We start from the raw sequence: 15979 nt of genomic DNA, 5'->3' as shown, positions 1-15979 counted from the left end.
CAGCCAGAAGAAGAATGGCCATGATAAAATCTCCCTTCCTTAAATCAGAGCACGCCGGCTTCGGTTTTGAGCTTTTCGACGAGCTCGGCGACCGACTTGACCTTGATGCCGGCCTTGCGGCCCGACGGCTCCTCGGTCTTCAGCACCTTGAGGCGGGCGGCCGTGTCGACGCCGAAGTCGGCCGGCGACTTCTTGTCGAGCGGCTTCTTCTTCGCCTTCATGATGTTCGGCAGCGAGGCGTAGCGCGGCTCGTTCAAACGCAGGTCGGTGGTGACGACGGCCGGCAGCTTGATGTCGATGGTCTGCAGACCGCCGTCGACTTCGCGCGTCACGGTTGCTTTGCCATCGCCGATCTCGACCTTGGAGGCGAAGGTGCCTTGCGCCCAGCCGAGCAGGGCCGACAGCATCTGGCCGGTCTGGTTCGAATCGTCGTCGATTGCCTGCTTGCCGACGATGATCAGGCCCGGCTGTTCAGCCTCGGCCACACCCTTGACGATCTTGGCGACGGCGAGTGGCTCGACCTGGTCTTCGGTCTCAACCAGGATGGCGCGGTCAGCCCCCATGGCGAGCGCCGTGCGCAGGGTTTCTTCGGCCTTGGCCGGACCAACGGAAACGACGACGACCTCCTCAGCCTTGCCGGCTTCCTTCAGCCTGAGCGCCTCTTCGACCGAGATTTCGTCGAAGGGGTTCATCGACATCTTCACGTTCGCAAGCTCGACGCCCGAACCGTCTGCCTTCACCCGGATCTTGACGTTGTAGTCAACGACCCGCTTCACCGTCACAAGTATTTTCATGGATTCTTCCCTCCAAGAGCTTTCGCAGGAAAATGCGCCTTAACGGAGCCGCCTGATTGTCGGTTGGCGACATCGATACGCGTTTTTTCTCCAATTACAATCGCTGTGCATGGCGCTAAATCGATATAATCCCGAGAATTGGAATTACGTTTACGTACACGTAAGAATGATCGATGGCAAGTGGCTTGGGGCCTGACGCAGCACTGTCCCGGCAGGGCCGGGCGCGCTTCAGGCAAGCCATTGAAATAACGGATCATCCTCGCTGAAGGCTGGCGATTGCCGGTGTCAGGATCCGGTCTGGCGTCCCCAGGGAATGGGCGGTCTTGTCGCATCTGACGACGGCTGTTGGCTTGCGGTGACCGGTTCGGCCTTGTGCCGGACGGCGCGCGGCGTGACGATCGTGCGGTCGAAAAGCGGCACATCGCGGCGTCGCAAAATGACAACCAGAACCAGGCCCGCGACGATGCCGCCGACATGGGCGCTCCAGGACACGCCGCTGCCGGGATCGACGACCAGCATGAAGAACTGCTGGCCTATCCAGAAGGCAAGCGGGATGGCCGCGGGCAAGGGCAGCGGGATGCGGAAGAAGACAAGCACCCAGACGCGCACCTTCGGGTGCAGCAGGAAATAGGCGGCAACGACGCCGGAGATCGCGCCCGATGCGCCGATCAACGGCGCCTCGGAGGCCGGGTCGAGAAGCCCATGCGCCAGTGCGCCTGCAGCCGCGCAGAGAAGATAGAAGGCGAGATAGCGGAAGTGCCCGAGCGCATCCTCGACATTGTCGCCGAACACCCAGAGGAACAGCATGTTCATGGCGAGGTGCATGAAGTCGCCATGCAGGAAGGAATAGGTGACGAAGGTGAAGCCGTCGGGGACGACGACGAGCGAGGGATCAAGCTGCGCGTAGTCGAAAATGAGCGCCGGGATATAGCCGAAGCCCAGCAGCGCGGCGTTGGCGAATTGCTCGGAGGCAATCGGTCCGGTGATGAGCCAGACGGCAATGTTGATGACGATCAGGCTGATCGTGACGTACTGGACCTTGATGTGCTTCAGGGTGTTCGTATCGTGAAGCGGTATGAACATGCGGTCTCCCGAAGCACAGGTTATTGCCCGTTTCTCCCGCCGAATCTCGATCGGGCGCGACGATGCGCGAGCCGACGTTATCTGTTTTTTCCGGGAATCCAAAGGACGTCGGCTTGACCTTTGTCATTTGCAAAGCGCGCCGCGACGAACAGGAAATCCGACAGGCGATTGATATAGGCGATGGCTTCCGTGCTGACGACTTCACCCTCGATCTGGGCAAGGGCCACCACCTGGCGTTCCGCACGGCGTGCGACCGTGCGGGCGACGTGGAGGGCTGCGGAGGCGGGGCTGCCGGCCGGAAGCACGAAGGAGCGCAAGGGATCAAGTTCGGTATTCAGCCGGTCGATTTCGGTTTCGAGCCAGGTCACCTGCGCTGCGACGATGCGCAGCGGTTCGTATTGCGGCGGCTCGCCGGTGTCGGGTGTTGCGAGATCCGCGCCGAGATCGAAGAGATCGTTCTGGATCCGCATCAGTGCGGCGTCGAGATCGACGTTGCCGGCCGTATGCTGCCGAGCCAGGCCGACGAAGGCATTGGTTTCGTCCACTGCGCCATAAGCATCGACGCGCAGATCGCTCTTCAGCCGGCGCGGGCCGGAGACGAGCCCGGTGGTGCCGTTGTCACCCGTCCGGGTATAGATCTTGTTGAGCTTCACCATGGGCGGACGCAGTCCTCTAGCGCAATTTCAGGAACGGTGTGGAACGGTTGTCCGTTCGGAATTTGCGTCAGGTCGGACGGCCGCCGCCGGTGATCCAAAGGGTCACCATGATGAGCACGATCGCGATTGCCTGCAACAGCACACGCGCCTGCATCAACTTGTTGGACGTGTTGCCGCTGCCACCCTTTGCCATGTTCACGAGGCCGCGGATCAAAACGATCACGACCAGGCCCATGACGAACAGGGTCAAGCCGGTAAAGAAGCTGGACATCGAACTCTTCCTTGCAATTCTGCTTCAGCCAAGTCGGCCGATGATGCGATAAAACAGTGCCGCCGGCAGGAGCTTCTTCAGAAGCGCGCCCTGTCTGGCTGGCCTTGTTACAATATAGTGCGGTTTCGGTTTCTTTGCTGTCAGTGCGTGCTTCAAAACCGCATAAACCGCCTCCGGGCCGAGCTTTCCGGCCGCGGGTTTGCTTTCGCCTTTCAGGCGTCGCATCTGCCGCTCGTATTCGAAGCGGTGCACCGAATTCTTGAGGTCGATGAAGCGCTCGATATAGGTAACGGCATTGGCGGTGAATTTCGATGTGATCGGCCCTGGCTCGATCAGGCTCACCTCGATACCGCTGCCGGCCAGCTCCATCTTGAGGGTGAGGGACAGGCCCTCGATCGCAAACTTGGAGGCGTTGTAGGCGCCGCGCCAGCGATAGGGCACGATGCCGAGGATGGAAGAGCACTGCACGATGCGGCCGCTGCCGCGCGCCCGCATCGCGGGGATCACCCGCCGCGTCAGGTCGTGCCAGCCAATCACGTTGGTCTCGAGCTGGAGCCTCAGCGCCTCGGTCGGCAGATCCTCGACCGCACCCGCCTGGCCATAGGCGCCGTTGTTGAACAGCGCGTCGATGCGCCCGCCGGAAAGCGCCAGCACCGTATCGGCCAGGGCAGCGATGCTCTCCGGCTTGGTGTAGTCCATCAGAAAGGTCTCGATGCCCTCGCTTTCAAGCGATTGCCGGTCCTCTTCCCGGCGCACGGTCGCAAAGACCCGCCAGCCGTCGGCATGAAGCGCGCGTGCGCAATGGGCGCCGATTCCGGAGGAGCATCCGGTGACAATGATTGTGGGGCGATCCGTCATCCGGTCGAATCCTGTAGAAATCCTGCCTCGGTTTCCCATATTCATCGGCGGGATACAATTGAATTGCGCAAGCCGGAACCCGCCAGCGTTGTCGCCGTTGGGGTCATGCGAAGCCAAGGAAACGGCGCCGAGACGGACGTACTGATCGGGTAGTCCCGGCGCCTCGTAGGATTGGAATGGAATGCCAGCGTTTATACGCATCACCTGGAAAGTCGTGTTCGATGCGCTCTGGCACTTCAGCCTCGACGACGGTTGGGCGATGGCGAGCCATGTGGCGCTGTCGTCGCTGCTCGCCGTCTTTCCCTTCCTGATTTTCGGCACGGCGCTCGGCAGCTTTCTCGGGGCCGACCAGTTTGCCGAAACGGCGGTGCATCTGATTTTCGATGCCTGGCCGGAATCGATCGCCAAGCCCATCGCCGACGAAATCGTGCGGGTGCTGACGATCCCGCGCGGTGGGCTCTTGACCGTTTCGGTGCTGGCCGCCGCCTATTTCGCCTCCAACGGCGTCGAGGCGCTGCGCGTCTCGCTCAATCGCGCCTATCGAGTGACCGAGAGCCGCTACTGGTACGTCACTCGGCTTGCGAGCCTCGGCTTCGTGCTTGCCGGCGTCCTGATCCTGGCCGCACTCAGCATTCTGCTCGTCGCCGTGCCGCTGGCGGTGCGTTATGCCGGACAGTGGCTCCCCTGGCTTGGTGGCGTGCTTGCGACCGTCGACAACTGGAGCCTGCCGCTCGCTCTCGTCGTGCTGACCAGCGGATTGTTGGTGTCCCATCTCTGGCTGCCGGATGGGCACCGTAAAGTGATCGACGTTTTGCCGGGCATCGCGCTGACGCTCGTTTGCTGGACGATCGGCGCTTATGCCTTTGCTTCGTACCTCGCGACCTTCGCCACCTATGTGTCTACCTATGCTGGCCTGGCGTCGATCATGATCGTGCTGGTGTTTCTCTACATGATCGCTGCAATCTTCATCATCGGCGCCGAGATCAATGCGGCGATCCTCAAATACAGGGTCAAGAGCATGGTGCGGCGCAGCTTCCAGCTGCGCAATGGCAACGACGCGACCCGCGAGGAGCAGGACCTAGCCGATTAGCGCGCGGATTTCCTCCGCCGTGCGACCGGCGGCGCGGAAAGCGGCGATGCCGGTATCCTGGTTGCTCTTCGACAGCTTGCGCCCATCCGGCCCGAGGATCAGCCGGTGATGGTGATAGAGCGGTTCCGGCAGATCGAGAAGCCGCTGCAGCAGCCGATGCACGGATGTCGCATGATAGAGGTCGCGGCCGCGCACCACATGGGTGATGCCCTGCAACGCGTCGTCGACGACGACGGATAGATGGTAGCTTGACGGCGCATCGGAGCGCGACAGGATCACGTCGCCCCAGGCGGCGGGGTCGGCGATGACGGTGCCGGTTTCGTCCTCGGGACCATGGCCGCTCTCGGCCCAGCTCAGGTGGTCTTTTCCCAAAAGCGCGATGGCCTTCTCCATGTCGAGCCGCCAAGCATAGGCCTTGCCGCCCGCGCTGAGAGCCGCGCGCTCGGTTTGGGGCAATTCGCGCTCGCGGCCGGGATAGAGCGGGCTGCCGTCCGGATCGCGCGGCCAGGTCTGGCCGCCGGCTTCCGCATCGGCAACGGCGGCCTTGATTTCGCCGCGGGTCATGACCGAGGGGTAGATGACACCCAGCATGTCCAGCCGTTGAAGCGCCGACGCGTAGGCGTCGAGATGTTCCGATTGCCGGCGCACCGGGCGCTCCCAGTCGAGGCCGAGCCAGGCAAGGTCTTCGAAGATCGCCGCCTCGAATTCCGGGCGGCAGCGGATCTGGTCGATATCCTCGATGCGCAGCAGGAAACGCCCGTTCGCGGCCTTCGCCATGTCATGGTTCAGCACCGCGGAAAGCGCGTGGCCGAGATGGAGCAGCCCGTTGGGGCTCGGGGCAAAACGGAAAACGGGTGGCGTGTCAGGCATGCTTTCCCTTTGCCATGGAAGGGGTATAAAAATCATCCGCTTTGTGGAGGCGTCATGCGGATCATCCGGACACATGAGGATATCGAGGCCGGGCTGTCAGGCCTGGTGATGCTCGATGCGCGCCTCGGGCACGTCGTTGCGAGAGCCGGCCCGGTGCCGCTCCGGCGCACCGATCCCGGCTATCGCGGCCTTGCCAGCATCATCGTCTCGCAAATGGTCTCGAAGGCAAGTGCGGCTGCGATCTGGCGGCGCATGGAAGAAAAGCTCGGCGAGGTCACGGCGGCAGGCGTCAATTCGCTGAGCGACGAGGATTGCCGGGCGATCGGGCTGTCGCGGGCGAAGGCCGAGGCGCTGAGGCGCGTGGCCGAGGTGGTCGTCAGCGGTCAGATCGATCTCGACGCGATCTGCAACATCGAAGGATCGGAGGCGATCCGGGAGCTGACGGCGATCAAGGGGGTGGGGCGCTGGACGGCGGAAGTCTATCTGCTCTTCTGCGCCGGCCACCCGGATGTCTTTCCCTCGGGCGACGTCGCGCTGCAAAACGCGATCGGTCACGGACTGGGCCTCGAACTGCGCCCGAGCGCACGTGAAATTGATTCGCTCGCCGCTTCGTGGTCGCCCTGGCGCAGCGTCGCCGCACGCCTCTTCTGGGCCTATTATTCACAGGAAATGCGTCGTGATGCTGTTCCTGTGACACCTTGAAGGAAAAAGCGAATCCAGCGCACGCATTTTTGTTTCCGGCTTCACAATCCTGTTGCAACGGGCCTAATATAGAAGGTGCAGATGCCGAATCGATCAGGAGAATACGCTTGACGATTGCAGTCTCACCACAGGCCTTGCCGGCGCTCGTCTTGAACGCTGACTATAGGCCGCTGAGTTACTACCCCTTGTCGCTTTGGTCCTGGCAGGACGCGATCAAGGCCGTCTTCCTTGACCGTGTAAATATCCTTGCCGAGTACGAACATTCGGTGTCGTCTCCGAGCTTCTCGATGCGACTGCCGAGCGTTGTTTGCCTCAAGAGCTACGTGCAGCCCTCACGCCACCCGGCCTTCACCCGGTTCAACGTGTTCCTGCGCGATAAATTCGAATGCCAGTATTGCGGTTCGCCCGACGATCTCACCTTCGATCACGTGGTGCCCCGCGCTCACGGCGGCCAGACGACCTGGGACAATGTCGTCGCAGCCTGCTCGCCCTGCAATCTACGCAAGGGCAGCAAGCTGCCGAAGCAAGCCGGCATGTTCCCGCACCAGAGGCCTTTCCAGCCGACGGTGCAGGACCTGCACAACAACGGCCGGCTCTTCCCGCCGAACCATCTGCATGAAAGCTGGATGGACTATCTCTACTGGGACGTCGAACTGCAGCCCTGACGCTGTTCGTGCCTTCTTGCCGGATCTAAGCCCAAAGCGGGGTCAGGAGAGGTGCGTGCGCTCGCGAACCCCCTTGTCGGGGCGTTGCCTGTTTTCCGAGAGCGATCTGGGATCAGCGCCCCTTTGCCGCACCGCGCAAGGCGATTGCTGCGAGGATGAGGCTGGCGATCACATTCCATCCGGCAAAGGAGAGCCCGAGCACCCGCAAGGAGGCTTCGGTGCAGGACGGGCCATGCTTGGAATCGAGATCGCCCAGCAGATCACCGACATTCGACGAAATCCCTTGCGCGGTCGTGGCGCAGGTGGACGGTCCTTCCCAGAAGCCCCATTCGGCGCCCGAGTGATAGACGCCCATGCCGGCGCCGACCAGCATCAGGATGCCGACGATGAGAAGCAGAGTGCGTGTCGTCCACGCCGGCAGTTTGAACGCGCTCGTGGCGATTGCCAAAACACCGACCGGGATGCCCCAGTAGTAGGGATCGCGCTGCAACAGGCAGAGCGCGCAGGGAATATAGCCACCGACATGCTCGAAGCCGAGCGCGCCGCCCACGGTCGCCGCCATGCCGAGTGTTACGATAACGGCGATCAGCAAATGCTGGCGGGATTGGGTGGCGGCGTCGATCATCTATACCTCGCGGGCAGCAACTCGAAACCGAGGGATGCCGCAGTGCAAACTGGATGGCGCCTTCTTAGGCAGGATCGTGCGCGCTGTAAATCGCAGCGGCTGTGAGCGGCCCGCACGCTTTCGTGATTGTTGGTCGTGCATCCTGAAAATGATGGTTGACCACGGCGAAATCCTTCGTGTAAATCCGAGCCGCTGATATCGCACTTCCCTGAGCCCCATTGGCGGAATTGGTAGACGCGCTCGACTCAAAATCGAGTTCCGAAAGGAGTGCTGGTTCGACCCCGGCATGGGGCACCACCTACACCTAACAGATATTGTTTTTGTTGTTCTTTTTCGCTGTTTTTGCCCCACATTTTCGCACCCCGAAATGTGTGGGACAAAATACGGCCTACTTTTGTTCCGGTACGAGCTTGTGCATGGCACCTGCCGCCATCTGTTTGCGGCGCGCTTTCTTGGTGTAGGTGGTCGTCTGGTTCTTCGTGGTCCACCCGAAAATTGCCATTAGCTCCTCATCCGTCGCGCCGTTCTCGGCGGCGATCGTGGCGCCGGCTTTCCGCAGGCCGTGAGTGGTGCAGTGGAACAATCCGGCTTGATCGCACCAGTCCCGCATCTTGTTGCCGAGACCATTCGTTGTGAATGGTTTGCCGAACTCGGTGACGAGGAAGGTCAGGTTTCCAGTCGGGCACTCGTCGATCGTCTTTTGCAGCTCCGGCAGCACTGGAATGTCAACGATGACGCCGCTCGACTTGCGCGTCTTCTCTGGACGGATGGTCAATTGACCATTGCGAATGTGCTGGAGGCCGACGATGGAGAGACTATCGAGCCGCAGTCCGGTGTAGAGCGCCAGGTGCAACATAAGGCGCGCCTTCGTGCCGGCGGCGTGTTTGGCCTCGTACTGGCGGACTTCCTCGACGGTCCAAGTGTGGAAGCCATCGCCGGAATGCAGCAGTTTGATTTTCGCGGCCGGGTTCATCTGCGCAAGGTCGCTTTCGACAGCCCATGCGAAGAGCGCTGAAATGGCTTTCTTCACATCGTTGCGCGATCCCGGTTTTTCTCGGAGGGCATCGCGGATCTCGACGACATGGCGCTTGCGCATGTCAGCATAGGGTAGGGCGCCGCAGCGAGCTGTGCCGAACTTGTAATCGCAGACCTCTTCCAGGATGGTCGCGCGACGAGCCATGACGCCTGCGCTGATGGTTGCGCGGCGCTTGTACTCTGCATAGAGCCAATCGACGGTCCCTTCGGCGGGATCTCGTTTCAGCGTCGCCACGGCAGGCGGTGGCTCTGTGCCTTCGGGCACGTAGGGTATTCCAAGGCGGGCGCAGGCGACTTCCTTATCGAAGGCATCCGTTCCCGGCGTCTCCTTGAGGCGCACTTTCTTGCGGTCAGGCGCGCGAAAATAGTAGCGGGCTTCTCTCGTGCGCCAGTCGCGATCGAGACTGACGCCCTTTGGCAGTTTGTCATCAAGCTTTTTTGGCATTATCGAAAGCGTTCCCTTGTGGTCGCTGCTCGTCTGGGTCTCGGCTCATGCCAGCCTTGTGTGGTAGCGCCCGGAAGCTCGCCCAAAGCTCGTCGACATCCCATATGTTTCGCCCGCCGAGCACTCTCGGTTGTGGCATGGTGCCAACTTCAACGGCGCTGTCAAACAGAGACACGCTGATGCTGAGCAGTAGGGCTGCCTGCTCGCGGGTGACGCCAAAGGGTGGAAGGCCTGGAGGGAGCAGGGCGGAGCGGCGAGCGCGCGTGTCAACGGCGATCATTTCTCGGCTCATTGGGTGATCTCCTCGCATTCGAGCGACGGCCCGCCGTTGTGGCCGATCATGCCGGCGCGCGCCCGGTCGCGGCGTTTCTGGTTTTCCTTGTGCGTCACCAGCTCCGTATGCTTGGGGTCGGGATTGACGCAAAGCCGGTTGCGGCATTTGTGGTCTAGTTGCTTCTTGCCGGGGATATAGCCGTGCTCGTTGGTCCACATGACCAGATGCACGGCGACCGTCTGGCTGCCGAGCGACATACGCGGATAATTCTTGCCACGGCCTTTGCTGCCGGAGGTCGGGCCTTGCCAAATCCAGCAGCCGGTTGCGGGGTCGATAGCTATTCTCGCCATGATCCTTTCGCGGATCGCCTCGCGGCGGCTCACCATCACCCGTACTGCCTCCAGGCGTCGAAGTCGCTGCGCAGGTTCTTCCAGCGCTCTGCGGCGGTCGCGTCTTCGTTCAGTTGTCGGCGTGATGAGATAGCCAGAATGGATCGCACGCGCGTAGCGGCTCGGTCGTTCGTTAGCGGCGACTGTAGGCCGTGCCGCTCTCCGAGAAACTTCTTGAACGCTGGTTCTGCGCATTTCATTGCGCATTCGGCGGCAAAGTCCTTCGGTTTCTCTTGGCGTTGCTCCAGTTGCCGGCGAAGGTCGCGGATTTCGCGAAAGGCGTGTTGCAGGAGGAATACTAGGGCGCGCAGGTAGGTCGGCGCGTGCGTCATGATCCTGCGGTCGTCGTAGCCGCAGGCTTTCAAGATGTGGGCAATCGGCACGATCTCGCCGGTCATCGGCTCCTTGGCGCAGATCTCGGCTTGGCCGCTGTCCATGTCGTAGGATTCGCACCATTCCTCGCTGGAGAGGCCGAGCAGATTGCAAACGTCGTGATACTTGGCCTTCGCATAGTCGAGGTTCATGGCTTGCCTCGGTTCTCTCGAGCAGCGCATTTCGCACGGTAGGCAGCCATCAGTTCGCCTCCCTGATGACTTTGACCTTGCGGATAGCGCCCGGCGAGACGTTGCGGCGTTCCGCTGCCATGTCGCGCGCGGCCTTGGCGTCGGTGGGGTCGATGTCGAGCGGCGCGATTTCGGGGTCGTGAAAGTGGATGCGGAAGGGGTGAAGGTCAGGCACTGGCGCCTCCCTCTGCCTCAAGCATGGCCTGCCACCGCTTGAAGCCGTCGAACTTGCGGCGCTCGCGTTCGCTTTCGCCCTTGAACGGCTCGTCCAGAACGTCGAAAAGCCAGCGCAGCGCTGCCTTGAGGTCGGCCGTCTCTTCAAGGAGATGCGTCCGGTTGAGCTTGTGCGTCACCGGCTCCGCTTCGTGGAAGCCTTGAATGAGGCAACGGGCCAAAGCCTGAGAAAGCTCTGCGCACTCCTCGGCGCACTTGCCGAGCGCCTGGTGCAGAACGACGTCTGCTTCGGGTTTCCAGAGGGTGATCGTCATGCCGCGATCCTCCAGTCTACTTCCTTGTGCCCGGCCTCGATCGCTTTCACGTGCATCGAGATCCGGGGCAGGGATACGTGCATCACCTGGTAGGCCTTGCGGTCGAAGTAGCGGACGGTATGAACGACACGGCGAGCGTCGGGCGAGGCGGCACGTCGCTGCGCGTCAATCCAGCGAGGGAGACGCGGGCGCAGATAGCGTTCCATGGACGGGAGCGGCACTGAGAAGTGCACCGCCATGTCGCGCGCGGTCGCGCCCTGCTCCCAAAGGCGGTGAACGATCGGTTCGGCGGGGATGGCGCCGTCGAGGGGGTAGTGGCCCATCAGACGCGAGCCTCCGATGCAAATTGCCATTCCTTCTTGACTGCCGTGTTGCCGGCGAGGAATGCCGACATCAGCATGCCGGCCGTCATGGCAAGGGTGATGCAGAGAAGCCGAAAGCGGCTGTAGCCGGCGCCAAGGCGTGCCTTGTGGTAGCCGGTGAAGTGCTCATTCATGACTAGAGACTCCGATTGAGGACAGTGAAGGGAACACCTTCGATGTCGGCCCGAAGGCCGACGCCGAAAGCGTTCGGCCTCAGGCGAACTGAGCCATGTCGGATGCGAGCTCGCTGGCCGTCGGGCCGAGAGTGCGGATCTGGTCGGGGGTGAAGTTCCGGCGCTTCAGGTCTTCGCCTGTGCAGCCCTCGCCAACGTCGATCATGGCTTTTGCCATGCGATTGAGGGTGCGACGTTCTGCCGGGGAAAGTTTTGAGGTGTTTGTGCGCATGCGCTTGCTCCAATCGTTCGGGATTGGAGCAAGTGTTATTCGGGATATTTCCCTATGTCAATTGGGATTCGGGATATTTCCCGATTACGGCTATAGTGCGGTGCGCCGATAGCTGCCTATGACGACGCCTTTGATTACGATCTCGGTCCCGCCGTCGCCTTCCACTTTTAGCGGAAGATGCTTGGGATTTGTGCTTCGCGGTGAAAGCATGAGTTCCCCGTCGACGTGCTCGATCGCTTTGAGTGTTACCTCGACCAATGGTCCAGAGTGACGCTCTACGTGAACGATCAGTCCGTCTTTCATGCCTATCCCGCTGTCGTAGTAATCAACGCATGTCACGAAAGACCCGTCAGGAAACTCGCGATCCATGGAATCGCCTCTAACGCGTAGCGCGTATTGTTTCGAATGTGGGAACCTCGGGTCGCGGGCCACTGGAATGATCTCATGTTCGTGGCCGTCGTCAAAAAGGGTTCGATCCAACCAGGTGCCTGCCTGAATGTCTCCGACCACAGTAAGGCCGGTGATTGGTAGTGGGAGTGGTTTCGGGGCTTCTGCAGGCTCGACTTCGAGCGTGAAGTAGTCCGGAGTGGTTTCAAGCGCAGCCGCGAGCTTGGCCAAGTTCTCGGCCGACGGGCTGCGTGTTCGTCCGCGCAAGATGTCGCGCACGAAACTATCTCCCAAGCCGGCCTTCTTGGCGGTCTGGTAGGCGTTTAAGCCCAGAAAATCCATTCTGAACTTCAGGCGCTTTTGCAACGAGGTTTCCATGTGCCTATTTGGCATTTCGGGAAATATCACGTCCATCGGGAATTATCCCTTGACTATTCGGGAAATGTCCCGAATATGCCCGCCATGTGCAAACCTAGCCTCATCACCGAAGCCGACGTGCGCACCTGCTTGATCGAGCGGGCTACTGCCTATTCCATCGAATATGATGTGAGCTTTTCCGCCATCGGTATCGCAGCGGTCGGCGACAGCAAGTTTCTTTCCCGCGTCCGCTCTGGTCTTGGCTTCAACATCAAGACCTATCAGCGTTTGATCGAGTGGCTTGAGGCGCCCCCAAAAAGGGAGGCGGCCGAATGACGATGTTCTCCACGCAAGGCACGACAGACGCGGGTCTCCTCCCTCCCGTGCGCCTTGCCACCTGGCAGGGGCGCGCCACTGACCTGCGCGTCCCTGCCTCTTTTTTTCCATCCGCCTATCCATGTGGTCCCCCGTGATCTGACGGACTGAATTTCGCACTTCGTGACCTTTCCCAAAACGGGAAAACCCGACCGGATTTCCCGGCGCGGGAACGCTTTTTTCTTGTCTGGAGACAGCCATGTCCGACGCCTTCCTCTACCGCGTGAAAGCTGCGCAGCGTGACCTGATCGAACGCTGCGGCGGCATCGAGCGCGCCGTAAGCATCACCGGTTTTTCCAAGAGCCATGTCGGCCGCTGGAATAACTCGAACGATCCCGACCTGATGCCGATCGGCGCCGTTCGCGCGCTGGAGCAGGACTGCGGTCAACCGCTGATCACTGCTGTGATGGCGGAAGCCAGCGGCCGCCGGCTGACGGATCCGGAAGCCGAACGGCAATCCGAGGTCAACGTGCTTGCCGCGCACGCCGAGGTGATGCGCCTTTCCGGCGAGCTGGCGAATTGCGTCGCAGTCGCGATTTCGGATGGGCACTTTTCGCCGACAGAGGCGGCCAGCGTGGACCGTGTCGCGGCCTCCCTTGAAAAGGCGATGTCCGACCTGCGCGCGATGGCAGCTGTCGTCAAGGCGCAGGGCGGCATGTCCGCATCGCTTCGGCTCGTGAGGGACTGATGCCCTCGCTTTCTCGCCAAATCCTGATCGAGCGCGTGCTGCAGCTTTGGCACGACGGCCAGCACGACACCTACGCCATCGCCGCGCTGCTCAACATCGACGAGCGCGAGGTCTGCGAAATCATAGAAAAATCGGATAGGCGGGCGCTGTGATCGAAGTTGTCTCCTATGCGTCGACGCAATCTCGCATTCTCGATGCGGTGAAAGTGGACGGCTTTTACCGCTGCACCAAAAAAAGCGAGCAAGCGGCCGCGCGGAATCTGAACGGCAAGGGACTTGTCCGGCGTCACCCGAAGGACGGCCCTGTCTGGTACGCCCCTGATGCTGCAGCGCCGCCGGTGCTCGATGCACCGCTCTCTGCTCCGGCGCGTGTCCCGGAACGGTCGGAGCTGTTCGCTTCGATCGAGACGGCGCGCGCGCTTTTGAGCGCTGGCGACCTGCGGGCAGCGTTAATGCTTTCGACCGGCGCCTATGAGCAGGCGAAAGCGGCGGTGAACTATGCCGAGAAGGTGAAGGCCTCACGCGAACTTCTCGACAAAGCGCGCCTGATGCAGGCGGAAGCGCTGAAGATCGAAAGCATGTGCTACGTCGCGATGGCCGATACGATCGATGAAGCGCAGGAAAAAGGAAAGGTCGCCAAGCAGGGGCGCGCAAAGGTCCGCGATGCGGACGTTTTCACGCTCGACGATGTCGGCATCGACAAGCGCCGCCTGCACGAGGCGCGCAAGCTCCGCAATGTCGTGCGCGAGCAGCCTGATTTCATCGAGCGTGTGATCGCGGCGCGGCTGGAGGCCGGGCTTGATCCGAGCCGGCGCAGCCTATCGCACGCGATCGGTACGCGCTCTGCCCCATCGGAAGATAAGGGCGACCAGCTTTACCAGACGCCGATCGAGGCGATGCGCACTCTGCTGGCGCTCGAAAGCTTCTCGGCGACGGTGAAAGAGCCGGCCGTCGGCAAGGGCGCGATCATGCGCCCGCTAGAAGATGCCGGCTACGAGGTGATGATCGCGGATCTCGTCGATCGCGGCGTCACCACGCGGCACGGCGAGCCGCAGCAAGTCGGCGACTTCCTGCATTCTGTCGCTGGGGGTTCGGTCGGCGTCGATATCGTCACCAACCCGCCCTATGGGGAGCTGGCGAACTCTTTCCCCGCTCATGCGCTGCGCGAGCACAAGCCGCGCAAGATGGCGCTGCTGCTCAACTGGAATTTCGCGGCCGGGTTCGACGATCCGAATCGCGTCTTTGTCATGGACGAAAACCCGCCGTCGCGCGTCTACCTCTTCACCCGCCGCCTGCCGATGATGCACCGGGACGGATGGGAGGGGCCTGAGGCGTCGAGCCAGATGAATACCGCGTGGTTCGTCTGGGAACGCAACGAAGACGGCGGCTATGGCGCTGGCTTCCCGCGCATCATCCGCGTGGACTGGAAGGCATACGAGAACGCTGCGCCGCTGCTGCCGGGTGCGGGCGGCAACGTCGCGCCGATGACCTTCAAGCCGCAGCCCGACGAATTCGCCCGCGAGACGCCGCGAAAGACGCTCGACGAGCGCGTCGACGAGGAACGCGATCGGGCACATGAATGGGTGCGGCGGGAGCGCTCATTCGACTTCTGCGCCTTTCGTCGCGGCGTCGCCGTGCGCGGTGCGGTCGCCGAGGCGCTGATTGCAGAGTTCGAAGCCGACGGGCTGATCGTCGCTAACGGCGACGGCGTGTGGAAGGCGGTGGCGCAATGATGGCTCCGCTTCCGATCGTCGAAGAGCTGCTCGACGCGCCCGACGATGCCACTCGGGCTCGATGGATCCTCAATGCACCGCTGGACGTGCTTTTGCGCGACCAGATGGCGATCCGCGCCGCGCTCCAGCGGGCGGGATTTCAGCCCGGCCTCACGTGCCTAGCAACCGAAATCGCCGCGCTCTGCGGCGTCCGCTGCGATGACGGCGGCCACCCCATCACAATGCGGGTCTCACGCGAATACGCGCGCTTGCAGCTTGTCGAAATCGCGCGCCGGGGCGCTAGAGCGGAGGCTAGGCATGTTGAGTCTTAACCGAAGAGACGTGCGCCGATCGCGATCATCGGCCATGAGTGGCAAGATGGATGAATTGAAGGCGCTGGCCGCCGTCATCCTTTGGAACTCCAAACATTTCGACACTTGCGACATCGCAGACGCCCTCGGCGTTGGCGAGGACGCGGTTTGCCGCACGATTCAGGCGGCACGGCATATTCAGAGGGGCGGGACGTGAGCACTGCGCGACTATCAATTATTCCCGGCTGGCTGGTCACAGATCAGCGACTTAAGGGGCGGGATCTGCAGGTTCTCTGCGTTCTCGGGCGGCATACCAGCAGCAAGCACGGATGGTGCCGGCGCAGCCAGGTCAAGATGTCCGAAGAGATCGGCTGCGCCCGCTCGACGGTGCAGACCTCGCTCGATCGCCTCGTTGTGATCGGAGCCGTAGAGCGGCGCGTGGTTGTTAGCGACAACGGGCGCGACAGTGCGCACTGGTATCGGGTCATCTACGATCGCGAGACGCCGGAAGCTGCGTTCCAATCATGGGACAATGACGGTGATCTTTCCGACGAGGAATTCGCTCCCGTTTCCGG

Annotated in this window: 25 protein-coding genes, 1 tRNA gene and 1 pseudogene; 11 read left to right on the top strand and 16 right to left on the bottom strand. The window is 61.8% G+C overall.

What is annotated here, in order from left to right; translation table 11 throughout:
* Nucleotides 1-44 precede the first annotated feature (44 nt).
* The 5 genes from ASE71_RS09385 to ASE71_RS09365 form a co-directional block, all read right to left on the bottom strand.
* Entirely contained in the window at nt 45-794 is a 750-nt protein-coding gene (locus ASE71_RS09385; RefSeq protein WP_060518495.1) for an electron transfer flavoprotein subunit beta/FixA family protein, read from the bottom strand.
* A 285-nt stretch (nt 795-1079) separates the two neighbouring features.
* The gene (locus ASE71_RS09380) at nt 1080-1877 is read right to left on the bottom strand and encodes a rhomboid family intramembrane serine protease (protein ID WP_060518493.1); all 798 of its coding nucleotides are present in this window, start codon (nt 1875-1877) and stop codon (nt 1080-1082) included.
* Nucleotides 1878-1954: 77 nt separating this feature from the next.
* The gene (locus ASE71_RS09375) at nt 1955-2533 is read right to left on the bottom strand and encodes a cob(I)yrinic acid a,c-diamide adenosyltransferase (protein ID WP_034797864.1); all 579 of its coding nucleotides are present in this window, start codon (nt 2531-2533) and stop codon (nt 1955-1957) included.
* Nucleotides 2534-2600: 67 nt separating this feature from the next.
* Nucleotides 2601-2804 (bottom strand): twin transmembrane helix small protein, encoded by a 204-nt coding sequence (locus ASE71_RS09370; protein WP_034797863.1) that lies wholly within the window; start codon nt 2802-2804, stop codon nt 2601-2603.
* A gap of 24 nt (nt 2805-2828) precedes the next feature.
* Nucleotides 2829-3662 carry an SDR family oxidoreductase gene (locus tag ASE71_RS09365; protein ID WP_060518491.1) on the bottom strand — a complete coding sequence of 278 codons (834 nt, stop codon included), beginning with the start codon at nt 3660-3662 and terminating at the stop codon, nt 2829-2831.
* 181 nt (nt 3663-3843) lie between these two features.
* On the opposite strand from ASE71_RS09365, the gene ASE71_RS09360 reads away from it, so the two are divergent.
* The gene (locus ASE71_RS09360; RefSeq protein WP_060518489.1) at nt 3844-4752 is read left to right on the top strand and encodes a YihY/virulence factor BrkB family protein; all 909 of its coding nucleotides are present in this window, start codon (nt 3844-3846) and stop codon (nt 4750-4752) included.
* Here the strand turns inward: ASE71_RS09360 and gluQRS are convergent.
* The gene (gene gluQRS / locus ASE71_RS09355; protein WP_060518487.1) at nt 4741-5622 is read right to left on the bottom strand and encodes a tRNA glutamyl-Q(34) synthetase GluQRS; all 882 of its coding nucleotides are present in this window, start codon (nt 5620-5622) and stop codon (nt 4741-4743) included. The two genes, ASE71_RS09360 and gluQRS, sit on opposite strands and share 12 nt — an antisense overlap.
* Before the next feature lie 54 nt (nt 5623-5676).
* Here gluQRS and ASE71_RS09350 point away from each other — a divergent pair, with 54 nt between their 5' ends.
* Both ASE71_RS09350 and ASE71_RS09345 read left to right on the top strand, forming a co-directional pair.
* Nucleotides 5677-6324: a DNA-3-methyladenine glycosylase family protein gene (locus ASE71_RS09350; protein WP_034797859.1), complete on the top strand. Its 648-nt coding sequence runs from the start codon at nt 5677-5679 to the stop codon at nt 6322-6324.
* Between the two features lie 107 nt (nt 6325-6431).
* Complete coding sequence (locus ASE71_RS09345) at nt 6432-6989, top strand: HNH endonuclease (protein WP_034797858.1); 558 nt, start codon at nt 6432-6434, stop codon at nt 6987-6989.
* A gap of 112 nt (nt 6990-7101) precedes the next feature.
* Here the strand turns inward: ASE71_RS09345 and ASE71_RS09340 are convergent, their stop codons facing one another.
* Nucleotides 7102-7614 carry a disulfide bond formation protein B gene (locus ASE71_RS09340; protein ID WP_060518485.1) on the bottom strand — a complete coding sequence of 171 codons (513 nt, stop codon included), beginning with the start codon at nt 7612-7614 and terminating at the stop codon, nt 7102-7104.
* A 212-nt stretch (nt 7615-7826) separates the two neighbouring features.
* Here ASE71_RS09340 and ASE71_RS09335 point away from each other — a divergent pair.
* Nucleotides 7827-7911 (top strand) — tRNA-Leu (locus ASE71_RS09335).
* A gap of 91 nt (nt 7912-8002) precedes the next feature.
* On the opposite strand, the gene ASE71_RS09330 is transcribed toward ASE71_RS09335, so the two are convergent.
* The 9 genes from ASE71_RS09330 to ASE71_RS09295 form a co-directional block, all read right to left on the bottom strand.
* Nucleotides 8003-8884 carry a tyrosine-type recombinase/integrase gene (locus ASE71_RS09330; RefSeq protein ID WP_162251841.1) on the bottom strand — a complete coding sequence of 294 codons (882 nt, stop codon included), beginning with the start codon at nt 8882-8884 and terminating at the stop codon, nt 8003-8005.
* Between the two features lie 498 nt (nt 8885-9382).
* A complete protein-coding gene (locus ASE71_RS09320) occupies nt 9383-9754 on the bottom strand; it encodes an HNH endonuclease signature motif containing protein (RefSeq protein WP_060518479.1) in 372 nt (123 codons plus the stop codon).
* Nucleotides 9754-10281 carry a hypothetical protein gene (locus ASE71_RS36400; RefSeq protein WP_200949905.1) on the bottom strand — a complete coding sequence of 176 codons (528 nt, stop codon included), beginning with the start codon at nt 10279-10281 and terminating at the stop codon, nt 9754-9756. Before ASE71_RS36400 ends, ASE71_RS09320 begins: the two co-directional genes overlap by 1 nt.
* Before the next feature lie 49 nt (nt 10282-10330).
* Nucleotides 10331-10495, bottom strand: coding sequence for a hypothetical protein (locus ASE71_RS36395; RefSeq protein ID WP_164475052.1), 165 nt, complete (start codon nt 10493-10495; stop codon nt 10331-10333).
* A complete protein-coding gene (locus tag ASE71_RS09310; RefSeq protein ID WP_060518477.1) occupies nt 10488-10808 on the bottom strand; it encodes a hypothetical protein in 321 nt (106 codons plus the stop codon). The genes ASE71_RS36395 and ASE71_RS09310 overlap by 8 nt, the downstream gene beginning before the upstream one ends.
* On the bottom strand, nt 10805-11131 hold the full coding sequence (locus ASE71_RS09305) for a hypothetical protein (RefSeq protein ID WP_060518475.1): 327 nt from the start codon (nt 11129-11131) through the stop codon (nt 10805-10807). Before ASE71_RS09305 ends, ASE71_RS09310 begins: the two co-directional genes overlap by 4 nt.
* Nucleotides 11131-11304, bottom strand: coding sequence for a hypothetical protein (locus ASE71_RS36390; protein WP_164475051.1), 174 nt, complete (start codon nt 11302-11304; stop codon nt 11131-11133). The genes ASE71_RS09305 and ASE71_RS36390 overlap by 1 nt, the downstream gene beginning before the upstream one ends.
* Nucleotides 11305-11383: 79 nt before the next feature.
* Nucleotides 11384-11575 carry a hypothetical protein gene (locus ASE71_RS09300; RefSeq protein WP_060518473.1) on the bottom strand — a complete coding sequence of 64 codons (192 nt, stop codon included), beginning with the start codon at nt 11573-11575 and terminating at the stop codon, nt 11384-11386.
* A 90-nt stretch (nt 11576-11665) separates the two neighbouring features.
* Nucleotides 11666-12376, bottom strand: a complete 711-nt coding sequence (locus ASE71_RS09295) for a LexA family protein (protein WP_060518471.1) — start codon at nt 12374-12376, stop codon at nt 11666-11668.
* A gap of 48 nt (nt 12377-12424) precedes the next feature.
* Between ASE71_RS09295 and ASE71_RS09290 the strand changes: the two genes are divergently transcribed.
* The 7 genes and pseudogenes from ASE71_RS09290 to ASE71_RS36210 form a co-directional block, all read left to right on the top strand.
* Complete coding sequence (locus tag ASE71_RS09290; protein ID WP_060518469.1) at nt 12425-12655, top strand: hypothetical protein; 231 nt, start codon at nt 12425-12427, stop codon at nt 12653-12655.
* 238 nt (nt 12656-12893) lie between these two features.
* Nucleotides 12894-13382, top strand: coding sequence for a hypothetical protein (locus ASE71_RS09285; RefSeq protein ID WP_060518467.1), 489 nt, complete (start codon nt 12894-12896; stop codon nt 13380-13382).
* Nucleotides 13382-13534 (top strand): hypothetical protein, encoded by a 153-nt coding sequence (locus ASE71_RS36385; protein WP_164475050.1) that lies wholly within the window; start codon nt 13382-13384, stop codon nt 13532-13534. The genes ASE71_RS09285 and ASE71_RS36385 overlap by 1 nt, the downstream gene beginning before the upstream one ends.
* On the top strand, nt 13531-15114 hold the full coding sequence (locus ASE71_RS09280) for a hypothetical protein (protein ID WP_063891156.1): 1584 nt from the start codon (nt 13531-13533) through the stop codon (nt 15112-15114). The genes ASE71_RS36385 and ASE71_RS09280 overlap by 4 nt, the downstream gene beginning before the upstream one ends.
* The gene (locus ASE71_RS09275) at nt 15114-15425 is read left to right on the top strand and encodes a hypothetical protein (RefSeq protein WP_413814630.1); all 312 of its coding nucleotides are present in this window, start codon (nt 15114-15116) and stop codon (nt 15423-15425) included. Before ASE71_RS09280 ends, ASE71_RS09275 begins: the two co-directional genes overlap by 1 nt.
* Before the next feature lie 46 nt (nt 15426-15471).
* A complete protein-coding gene (locus ASE71_RS09270) occupies nt 15472-15621 on the top strand; it encodes a hypothetical protein (protein WP_244496849.1) in 150 nt (49 codons plus the stop codon).
* Nucleotides 15618-15979 (top strand): annotated as a pseudogene (locus tag ASE71_RS36210) (hypothetical protein); the annotation flags it as partial. The gene ASE71_RS09270 and the pseudogene ASE71_RS36210, both read left to right, overlap by 4 nt.

It is taken from the genome of Ensifer sp. Root954 (genome assembly GCF_001429005.1).
Classification (GTDB): Bacteria; Pseudomonadota; Alphaproteobacteria; order Rhizobiales; family Rhizobiaceae; genus Ensifer; species Ensifer adhaerens.
This window is presented reverse-complemented; position numbering and strand designations above follow the sequence as displayed.